This is a genomic window from Clostridium sp. AM46-21 (assembly GCF_003480025.1).
In the GTDB taxonomy this organism is placed as follows: domain Bacteria; phylum Bacillota; class Clostridia; order Lachnospirales; family Lachnospiraceae; genus Coprococcus; species Coprococcus ammoniilyticus.
The window spans coordinates 178,010-189,620 of sequence record NZ_QUIB01000003.1 but is presented as its reverse complement, the minus strand read 5'-3'; the positions used below and the strand labels follow the sequence as shown (position 1 = coordinate 189,620).

Here is an 11,611-nt window from a genome sequence, read left to right as displayed (position 1 = left end):
GCATGAGCAAGAAACGAAGAAGACCGGAGGAAGAAGAAACCTCCTACTGGCTGTCTTATTCCGATATGATGGCAGCACTCCTTCTGATCTTTATCCTAATCATTTCATTTACACTGATGCAGTCAAAGAGCCAGTACGAGAGCAAACAGGCAGAGCTTGATAAGCAGAAGGAGATCATTAAAGAGCAGGAACAGCTCTTAAAAGACCAGCAGGAGGAGCTTGACCGTATCGCAGGAATCCGAAGTGATCTGGTGGCGGCACTCCGTGATGAGTTCGCAGACAGTTCGTTAAATGTCAAGGTAGACGAGAAAACGGGTGCGATCACCTTTGATGCCAGCGTTTTGTTTGATGTAGCAGACAGTGATCTGAAGGAAGAAGGAAAGACATTCTTGAAAGAATTTCTTCCCAAATATTGTAATGTACTGTTAGATGAAAAATATCGTGATTATGTATCGGAGATTATTATAGAAGGTCATACGGATACGAATGGATCTTATATTTATAATCTTGAACTTTCCCAGCAGAGAGCCTTTTCTGTTGCAAAGTATTGCCTGACCGAGAGCAACGGGATCATAAGATCCACGGATGTTGAACTGCTTCGAAGTGTGCTGACGGCAAATGGAAAGTCCTACAGCAATCCGATTTATAAGGAGGATGGATCTGTCGATCTGGAAGCATCCAGACGAGTAGAGATTCTGTTCCGGCTTCAGGATGAAGAAATGATCGCTGAGATGATGGATATTCTGAAAGAGAAATAGATATTTTGAAAGAGAAACAGACCAACACTTGCGGTTTTAAAAACGAGATGGTACAATGAGCATTGCGATGGGATGTGTTTGTACATACCAGCATAATGCGAAACCAACATTGAACCGGCAGGTGAAATGGTACAATGAGCATTACGGCGGTACATATTTATATGATATGTACTAAATGGATAGATTGTCTTTTGAAAGGAAAACGAGATGAAAAGAGTAGTTGTAACAGGAATGGGCGCTGTAACCCCGATTGGAAATAACGTAGAAGAATTCTGGGATGGCATTAAGAAGAATAAAGTAGGTATTGGCGAGATTACAAAATTTGATGTATCCGAATATAAATGCAAAATGGGTGCTGAAGTAAAAGATTTTGATCCGAAACAATATATGGATCCAAAGGCAGCCAGAAGAATGGAGCCGTTCTGCCAGTATGCAGTTGCAGCTACAGGCGAAGCAATCAGGAATGCGGGTATTGATCTTGAGAAAGAAGACCTGACAAGATTCGGAACCTGTATCGGTAACGGACTTGGCGGTGTAGCTACGATCGAAAAGGAACATGCCAAGGTTATGAATGGTAAGGCAAACCGTGTCAGTGTAATGATGGTTCCTATGATGATCTCGAATATGGCAGCCGGAAATGTAGCGATCGCATATGGCTTAAAGGGCAAATGTACAGATGTTGTAACAGCATGTGCGACAGGAACAAACAGCATTGGCGAGGCATATCGTTATATTCAGGTCGGAGATGCAGATGTGATGGTAGCCGGAGGCGCTGAATCACCGATCTGTGAGACAAATGTTTCAGGATTTATCTCCATGACAGCTCTTTCAAGTGCAACAGAAGCAGATCGTGCGTCGATTCCGTTTGACAAAGACAGATGTGGATTCGTTATCGGTGAAGGAGCTGGAGTCGTAGTTCTGGAATCTCTGGAGCATGCGCAGGCAAGAGGAGCAAAGATCCTTGCCGAGGTTGTCGGATATGGTTCCACCTGTGATGCATTTCACATTACATCCCCTGCCGAGGATGGAGAGGGTGCAGCAAGAGCCATGACACTCGCGATCAACGAGGCTGGCATTACACCGGCAGACGTTGATTATATCAATGCACACGGAACAAGTACCCACCACAATGATCTTTATGAAACAAGAGCCATTAAGAAAGCATTTGGTGAGGATGCATATAATGTAAATATCAATTCTACAAAATCCATGATCGGTCATTTATTTGGCGCGGCCGGAGCAGTTGAATTTATTACATGCGTAAAATCTATCGAAGATGGATACATTCACCCAACAGTAGGTCTTCGTGAGACAGAAGGCGAGATCGACCTGAATTATACAAAGGGTGAGGGCGTTCATAAGGACATTACATATGCACTGAGCAATTCTCTTGGATTTGGCGGACACAATGCAAGTATCCTTGTAAAGAAATGGGAAGAATAAGATCCAGACAAAAACAGATATAAAAGAATTACACATCATAAATAATGTGAGCAAAAGTATTTGCACGAAAAAGTGTAAATTTACATGGAAAAGTGAAAATTTACATCAAAAAGTGAAAAAACGTATTGACATATTCCTTGTGTTATGGTAAAGTATCTCCCGATGAACTGCCGAAGACAGTAGGTGCCGGATGGCATAAGTTGAAAAACACCTACCGAGGAATATATCGTTAATATTATTTTAACTATATGCTCTCTGTCTTATCGACAGAGAGCTTTTCTTATTTTAGCAGAAGATGCTTTCTGTTAACTATGTGCAGTCATTAGTAAAACAAGGAGGCGCATTATGGCAAAGGTAGAGATTAAGAAGCCAGTAGTTGAAGAAATCAAAGCTAACTTAGATGGTGCTCAGACAGCAGTTGTAGTTGACTACCGTGGACTTACAGTTGAGCAGGACACACAGCTTCGTAAGCAGTTAAGAGAAGCTGGGGTTGTTTATAAGGTATACAAGAACACCATGATCAACTTCGCTATTGAAGGCACAGAGTTCGAGGGACTGAAACCATGTCTCGAAGGACCTACCGGATTAGCTATCTGTAAGACAGATGCTACAGCAGCAGCCAGAATCCTGGCTAACTTCGCAAAGACTGCTCCGGCACTTGAGCTTAAGGGTGGCGTTGTAGAAGGTACATTCTACGATGCAGCAGGTATCGCAGTTATTGCAAACATTCCTTCAAGAGAAGTACTTATTTCCAAATTCCTTGGAAGTATCCAGTCACCTATTGCAAACTTCGCTCGTGTTATCAAGCAGATTGCAGAACAGAAGGAAGCTTAATTATTTGTGCATACAGGCACATCGGCTTCTATTTAATAGAAGCAGCAATTATTAAACTATATTATATTAATGGAGGAAATAATAATGACAACTCAGGAAATTATTGAAGTAATCAAAGGTTTATCAGTATTAGAATTAAATGACTTAGTTAAAGCATGTGAGGAAGAATTCGGCGTATCAGCAGCAGCAGGTGTTGTTGTAGCAGCAGCAGGCGGAGACGCTCCAGCAGCAGAAGAGAAGGATTCATTCGATATCGAACTTACAGAAGTTGGTCCTAACAAGGTTAAGGTTATCAAGGTTGTTCGTGAGATCACAGGTCTTGGCTTAAAGGAAGCTAAGGACGCTGTTGATGGCGCTCCAAAGGTTATCAAAGAGGGAGCTTCAAAGGACGAGGCTGAGGAAGCTAAGACTAAGTTAGAGGCTGAAGGCGCTAAGGTTACATTAAAGTAATTTTATTCCTTGTATTTATGAATATCTTTCGACCTGGCGGGAGAATTACCTGCCAGGTCGTTTTTGTCAAAGTTCCGGCGAACTGATCATTTTTATCAATAAGAGCAGTTGAGACCGAATAAGTGATTATAAGATTCTGAACACAGATACGACATGATATAGTCAGCGTTATGTATCTGTTCTGTAATAATACCGCTGCAGGCTGTTTCAAAAGAATGCAGAGGGGCATATAAATATGGATAAAAGTTCATATACAATTCTTTAATAAAAAATTCCAAATATTTCTTGACATATACCTTGAAAATGTGATACAGTGTAGGATGTCTATACTATGGGTTGGTTTGCGTTCGAACCAGACATATAATGACACGGCTAATATATTTCGGTTAAATGTAAGCATTTCAACAGAATATACGCTTAAAAATAAATTCCAAGGGGTGAATGTGTCGATGGAAAAAAACAGAATTAGTCCTGTTCAATCTGGTAAAGGTATCCGAATGAGTTATTCCAGACAGAAAGATGTACTGGAGATGCCTAACTTTATCGAAGTTCAGAAAAACTCATACCAGTGGTTCCTTACCGATGGTCTGAAGGAGGCATTTAAAGATATCTCTCCTATTACTGACTATACAGGACAGCTTAGTCTTGAGTTTGTAGATTTCCAGTTATGTAGAGATGATGTGAAGTACTCAATCGAAGAGTGCAAGGAAAGAGATGCAACATATGCTGCACCGCTTAAAGTAAAAGTAAGACTCCATGCAAATGACGCAAAGGAAATGTCAGAACATGAGATTTTCATGGGTGATCTTCCTCTTATGACCGAGACAGGTACATTTGTGATCAACGGTGCAGAGCGAGTTATCGTAAGCCAGTTGGTGCGTTCACCTGGTATCTACTATGATATTGCACATGATAAGATTGGTAAGAAGCTGTACTCCTGTACAGTTATCCCAAACCGTGGTGCATGGTTAGAGTACGAAACAGATTCGAATGATGTTTTCTATGTTCGTGTAGATAGAACCAGAAAGGTGCCTATCACAGTACTTATCCGTTCACTGGGAATCGGAACAAATGCAGAGATTATCGATCTGTTTGGCGAAGAACCAAAGATTTTAGCAAGTATTGAAAAGGATCCTTCTGAGACATATCAGGATGGTCTTCTTGAGCTGTACAAAAAAATAAGACCGGGTGAGCCTCTTGCAGTAGAGAGTGCAGAGAACCTGATCAATGCAATGTTCTTTGATCCAAGACGTTATGATCTTGCAAAGGTTGGACGTTATAAGTTCAATAAGAAGCTGGCATTCCAGAACAGAATTACAGGTCAGATACTTGCAGAGGATGCGATCGATCCGGCAACCGGTGAAGTGATCGCAGAAGCAGGCACGACACTTACAAGAGCACAGGCAAAGGATATCCAGGATGCTGCTGTACCATATGTTATGATCCAGACAGAAGAACGTAATGTAAAGGTGCTTTCAAATATGGTAGTAGATCTGTCCAAGTATGTTGGATTTGATCCTGCTGAAGTAGGTATCCATGAGGGTGTATACTATCCTGTTCTTGAAACCCTTTTAAATGAATATTCAGACGAAGAAGAATTAAAGGCAGCTATCGCAAGAGATGCATCTGACCTTGTTCCAAAGCATATAACAAAAGAAGACATTATCGCTTCAATTAACTACAACATTCACCTTGAATATGGTATTGGAACAAAGGATGATATCGATCACCTGGGTAACAGACGTATCCGTGCAGTCGGAGAACTTCTTCAGAATCAGTATAGAATCGGTCTTTCCAGACTGGAAAGAGTTGTAAGAGAGAGAATGACGACTCAGGACGTAGAGACGATCACTCCACAGTCTCTGATCAACATCAAGCCTGTAACAGCAGCAGTTAAGGAATTCTTCGGAAGTTCCCAGTTGTCACAGTTCATGGATCAGAACAATCCATTGTCTGAGCTGACTCATAAGAGAAGATTATCAGCCCTTGGTCCCGGTGGTCTGTCACGAGACAGAGCAGGATTCGAGGTTCGAGATGTACACTATACTCATTATGGTAGAATGTGTCCTATCGAGACTCCTGAAGGTCCTAACATCGGTCTGATCAACTCTCTGGCTACTTATGCAAGAATCAATGAGTATGGTTTTGTAGAAGCACCATACAGAAAACTGGATAAATCAGATCCTGCAAACCCTGTAGTTACAGATGAGGTTATTTATCTGACGGCAGATGAAGAAGATAATTACAGAGTTGCACAGGCAAATGAACCTCTGGATGCAGATGGTCATTTCGTAAATAACAACGTATCAGGAAGATACAGAGAGGATACAACAGAGTTCCCGAAATCAAGAGTTGATCTGATGGACGTTTCTCCTAAGATGGTATTCTCAGTTGCTACATCCATGATTCCTTTCCTTGAGAACGATGATGCAAACCGTGCTCTGATGGGATCAAACATGCAGCGTCAGGCAGTTCCGCTTATGCTTACCGAATCAGCCGTTGTAGGTACCGGTATGGAAGCAAAGGCAGCTGTTGATTCAGGTGTATGTATCGTTGCAAAGAGAGATGGTGTAGTTGAATATTCCACAAGTAAGGAAATCTGTATTAAGGCAGATGAAGATGGAACAAAGGATATCTACCACGTTATCAAGTTCGCACGAAGCAATCAGGGTAACTGTATGAACCAGAGACCTATCGTATTCAAGGGCGAGCATGTTAAGGCTGGAGAGGTTATCGCAGACGGACCATCTACTTCAGGTGGAGAGATCGCACTTGGAAAGAACCCTCTGATCGGTTTCATGACCTGGGAAGGTTACAACTACGAGGATGCTGTTCTTTTAAGTGAAAGACTTGTAAAGATGATGTATATACATCTATTCATATTGAGGAGTACGAATGCGAAGCGAGAGATACCAAGCTCGGACCGGAAGAGATCACAAGAGATCTTGCTGGACTGTCCAATGATGCATTAAAGGATCTGGATGAGAATGGTATTATCCGTATCGGTGCTGAGGTTCGTGCCGGAGATATCCTTGTCGGTAAGGTTACTCCTAAGGGAGAGACAGAACTGACAGCAGAGGAAAGACTCCTTCGTGCCATCTTTGGTGAGAAGGCAAGAGAAGTAAGAGATACTTCCCTGAAGGTTCCTCATGGAGCATTTGGTGTCATCATGGATACCAAGATCTTCACAAGAGAAAACGGTGATGAACTTTCACCGGGTGTTAATAAATCAGTCAGAGTATACATTGCTCAGAAGAGAAAGATCCAGGTAGGAGATAAGATGGCTGGTCGTCATGGTAACAAGGGTGTAATTTCCCGTGTACTTCCGGTAGAAGATATGCCATTCCTTCCAAATGGTCGTCCGCTCGATATCGTGTTGAACCCACTGGGCGTTCCTTCACGTATGAATATCGGACAGGTTCTTGAAATCCATCTTGGTCTTGCTTCACAGGTTCTCGGATTCAAGGTTTCAACTCCTGTGTTTGATGGTGCAGACGAGTTTGATATCATGGATACTCTTGAGATGGCGAATGATTATGCAAATACCGAGTGGGAAGATTTCTATGAGAAATATAAAGACTCTGTTTCGGAAGAAGTAATGAATTACCTCTATGAGAACAGAGACCACAGAGAAGAATGGAAGGGCGTTCCGATCGACAGAACCGGTAAGGTACAGCTTCGTGACGGTAGAACCGGTGAAGAATTTGACAGCCCTGTAACAATCGGTTACATGCATTATCTTAAGCTCCACCATCTGGTTGATGATAAGATCCATGCACGTTCAACCGGTCCGTACTCATTAGTTACACAGCAGCCTCTGGGTGGTAAAGCTCAGTTCGGTGGACAGCGTTTCGGTGAGATGGAAGTTTGGGCACTGGAAGCATACGGTGCATCATATACATTACAGGAAATCCTGACTGTTAAGTCGGATGATGTAATCGGACGTGTTAAGACATATGAAGCGATCATTAAGGGTGAGAATATTCCTACACCTGGTATCCCTGAGTCATTCAAGGTACTGCTGAAGGAATTCCAGTCACTTGGTCTCGATGTCAGAGTTGTAAAAGACGATATGACAGAGGTTGATCTCGGTGAGACGATCGAAGCGTATGACGAGAATGTTAAGAGCATGATCGATGATGATAAACGGGAAGCTGATGAACGTGAATTTGAAGAAGCGGGCTTCAGCGGAACAGATGAAAATGATGAGCTGACATCATTATCAGACGGAGAATATCTGGATGATTACAATGACGACTATGATGGCAACTCGGATGATGAATTTTAGAAAGGAGATTTTGTAAGATGCCAGAATTTAACATGGAAACTCCAGAACAGGAACAGGCTTTAAGCTTTGACGCAATTAGAATCGGACTTGCATCTCCTGAAAAAATCAGAGAATGGTCACATGGTGAGGTTAAGAAACCTGAGACTATCAACTACAGAACATTAAAACCGGAAAAAGACGGTTTGTTCTGCGAGAGAATATTTGGACCTAGCAAGGACTGGGAATGTCATTGCGGTAAATATAAGAAGATCAGATATAAAGGTATTATCTGTGATCGATGCGGTGTAGAGGTTACAAAGGCCAGCGTTCGTAGAGAGCGTATGGGTCATATCGAGCTTGCAGCACCGGTATCCCATATCTGGTATTTCAAAGGTATTCCTAGCCGTATGGGACTGATCCTTGATATTTCTCCAAGAGTACTTGAAAAGGTATTATACTTTGCATCTTATATCGTTCTTGATCCAAAGGACACACCGCTTACTTATAAGCAAGTTCTGACAGAGCAGGAATACAGAAAGGCTGAAGAGGACTTCGGATACGGCTCCTTCCGTGCAGGAATGGGTGCTGAGTCCATTCAGGAGCTCTTAAGAGCAATCGATCTGGATAAAGAAAGCGAAGAATTAAAGGCTGAGCTTAAGAATTCAAGCGGACAGAAGAGAGCCAGAATCATCAAGAGACTGGAAGTTGTTGAAGCATTCCGTAATTCTGAGAATAAGCCGGAGTGGATGATCATGGATGTTATTCCGGTTATCCCACCGGATATCAGACCTATGGTTCAGTTGGATGGCGGCAGATTTGCTACATCTGACCTGAATGACTTATATAGAAGAATTATCAACAGAAATAACCGTTTAAGAAGACTTCTTGATCTGAACGCTCCTGACATCATTGTCAGAAACGAGAAGAGAATGCTTCAGGAAGCTGTTGATGCGTTAATTGATAATGGTAGAAGAGGCCGTCCTGTAACAGGCCCGGGTAACAGAGCATTAAAGTCTCTGTCCGATATGTTAAAGGGTAAGCAGGGACGTTTCCGTCAGAACCTTCTTGGTAAGCGTGTTGACTATTCAGGACGTTCCGTTATCGTAGTAGGACCGGAACTTAAGATTTATCAGTGTGGTCTTCCAAAGGAAATGGCTATCGAATTATTCAAGCCATTTGTTATGAAAGAACTGACAGCCAGCGGCAGAGCGAATAACATTAAAGCTGCTAAGAAGATGGTAGAAAAGCTTGAGCCGGAAGTTTGGGATGTACTGGAAGATGTAATCAAAGAGCATCCGGTTATGTTAAACCGTGCTCCTACACTTCACAGACTGGGTATCCAGGCATTTGAGCCTATCCTTGTAGAAGGTAAGGCAATCAAGCTTCATCCACTGGTATGTACAGCGTTCAACGCCGATTTCGATGGTGACCAGATGGCTGTTCACCTTCCGCTTACAGTTGAGGCACAGGCAGAATGTAGATTCCTGCTCCTGTCCCCTAATAACCTTCTGAAGCCTTCAGATGGTGCTCCGGTTGCCGTTCCTTCACAGGATATGGTTCTTGGTATCTACTATCTGACAATGGAGAAGGATGGCGATATCGGAGAAGGCAAGTTCTTCAAGTCAAAGAACGAAGCACTGCTTGCATATGAGAACAAGGAGATCACTCTCCATTCTAAGATAAAAGTAAGAAGAACTGTTACGACAGAAGACGGAACAGAGGTTACAGGTATCATCGATACTACACTCGGTCGTTTGCTGTTCAACGAGATCATTCCTCAGGATCTTGGATATGTTGACAGAACAAATCCTGACAATATCCTGAAACTTGAGATTGATTTCCATGTTGGTAAGAAACAGTTAAAGCCGATCCTTGACAAATGTATCAATACACATGGCGCAACCAAGACTGCAGAAGTTCTGGATGACGTAAAGGCAATCGGTTACAAGTATTCAACCAGAGGTGCTATTTCAGTATCTATTTCAGATATGAAGGTGCCGGACGAGAAGAAGCAGATCCTTGCAGATGCTCAGACTCAGGTTGACAAGATCACAAAGATGTTCAGACGTGGTCTTATGACAGAGGAGGAGAGATACCTCGCTGTTGTTAAGGTTTGGGAAGAAGCCGATAAGGTTCTGACAAAAGCCCTTCTGGACGGACTTGATAAATATAACAACATCTTCATGATGGCAGATTCCGGTGCCCGTGGATCTAACCAGCAGATCAAACAGCTGGCTGGTATGCGTGGTCTGATGGCAGATACAACCGGTCGTACGATCGAACTTCCGATTAAGTCAAACTTCCGTGAAGGTCTTGACGTTCTGGAGTATTTCATTTCAGCGCATGGTGCTCGTAAGGGTCTGTCCGATACAGCGCTTCGTACAGCCGATTCAGGATACCTGACCAGACGTCTGGTTGACGTATCACAGGATCTGATCATTCGCGAGACAGATTGTTGTGCAGGAAAAGCAATTCCTGGTATGGAAGTAGAAGCATTCATGGAAGGCAAAGAAGTAATCGAATCCTTCCAGGAGAGAATTACAGGTCGTTACCTTGCAGAATCTGTATACGATAAAGATGGTAACCTTTTAGTTAAGGCAAACCACATGGTATCACCAAAGAGAGCTGCTCTGATCGTAAATCAGGGTGTAGATTCAAACGGTGTTCCGTTCCTTGATCCGGATACAGGTGTTACAAGACAGGATGCAAAGATTAAGATCAGAACGATCCTGACATGTAAGTCACACCTTGGTGTATGTGCAAAATGTTATGGTGCCAACATGGCAACCGGACAGCCGGTACAGGTTGGTGAAGCTGCCGGAATCATCGCAGCTCAGTCAATCGGTGAGCCTGGTACACAGCTTACCATGAGAACGTTCCATACTGGTGGTGTTGCCGGTGATGATATTACACAGGGTCTTCCTAGAGTAGAAGAGTTGTTCGAAGCAAGAAAGCCAAAGGGACTTGCGATCATCGCAGAGTTTGGCGGTAAGGTTCAGCTTCGTGATAATAAGAAGAAGAGAGAAGTTGTTATCACAAATGACGAGACAGGCGAATCAAAGGCATACTTGATTCCTTATGGTTCCCGTATCAAGGTTCTGGACGATCAGGTTCTGGAAGCCGGTGATGAATTAACAGAAGGTTCTGTTAATCCGCATGATATCTTAAAGATCAAAGGTATCCGTGCAGTTCAGGATTACATGCTTCGTGAAGTACAGCGAGTATACAGACTTCAGGGTGTTGATATCAATGATAAGCATATCGAGATCATTGTTCGTCAGATGTTAAAGAAGATCAGGATCGAGGATAACGGAGATTCATCCTACCTTCCGGGAACACTGGTTGACGTTCTTGATTTTGAAGATACAAATGAGCAGCTCATCGCAGAAGGCAAACAGCCGGCAGAAGGCTCACAGGTAATGCTTGGTATTACAAAGGCATCACTTGCTACAGATTCCTTCATGTCAGCAGCGTCCTTCCAGGAGACAACAAAGGTTCTTACAGATGCAGCTATTAAGAGTAAGGTAGATCCGCTTAATGGTCTGAAAGAGAACGTTATTATCGGTAAGCTGATCCCAGCAGGTACAGGTATGAAGCGTTATCGTTCTGTAAAGCTTGATACAGAGATGGATGAGATCAACTTCTTTGATGATGATGACGAGATCGACTTCGGAGATGATCTGGAAAGCACAGAGTTAGAAGATGCAGTTGATACCGATGCAGATGCAGAGGATGAGGCGGAAGAAAATGCTTCAGACTTGGAATCTGTAGAGGCAGAGACATCTGATAACGAATAAATAAATTTGAAAAGTGCTTGACACGAATAATTTCAATATATATAATGGTAAGGCATGCGTGA

Annotated in this window: 5 protein-coding genes, 1 pseudogene and 1 other annotated feature; all 6 genes and pseudogenes read left to right on the top strand. The window is 42.8% G+C overall.

What is annotated here, in order from left to right; genetic code table 11:
* Nucleotides 1-2 precede the first annotated feature (2 nt).
* The gene (locus DW959_RS03090; RefSeq protein WP_118615358.1) at nt 3-758 is read left to right on the top strand and encodes an OmpA family protein; all 756 of its coding nucleotides are present in this window, start codon (nt 3-5) and stop codon (nt 756-758) included.
* 207 nt (nt 759-965) lie between these two features.
* Nucleotides 966-2,201, top strand: coding sequence for a beta-ketoacyl-ACP synthase II (fabF, locus tag DW959_RS03085; RefSeq protein ID WP_117822287.1), 1,236 nt, complete (start codon nt 966-968; stop codon nt 2,199-2,201).
* A gap of 152 nt (nt 2,202-2,353) precedes the next feature.
* Nucleotides 2,354-2,491, top strand: a sequence feature (ribosomal protein L10 leader region).
* Nucleotides 2,492-2,546: 55 nt separating this feature from the next.
* Nucleotides 2,547-3,035: a 50S ribosomal protein L10 gene (rplJ, locus tag DW959_RS03080; RefSeq protein WP_008402032.1), complete on the top strand. Its 489-nt coding sequence runs from the start codon at nt 2,547-2,549 to the stop codon at nt 3,033-3,035.
* Nucleotides 3,036-3,119: 84 nt separating this feature from the next.
* Nucleotides 3,120-3,485 (top strand): 50S ribosomal protein L7/L12, encoded by a 366-nt coding sequence (gene rplL / locus DW959_RS03075; protein WP_021944598.1) that lies wholly within the window; start codon nt 3,120-3,122, stop codon nt 3,483-3,485.
* 449 nt (nt 3,486-3,934) lie between these two features.
* A pseudogene (locus DW959_RS03070) lies at nt 3,935-7,773 on the top strand (DNA-directed RNA polymerase subunit beta).
* 17 nt (nt 7,774-7,790) lie between these two features.
* Nucleotides 7,791-11,549 (top strand): DNA-directed RNA polymerase subunit beta', encoded by a 3,759-nt coding sequence (gene rpoC, locus DW959_RS03065; RefSeq protein ID WP_117822284.1) that lies wholly within the window; start codon nt 7,791-7,793, stop codon nt 11,547-11,549.
* The last annotated feature ends 62 nt before the right edge of the window (nt 11,550-11,611 follow it).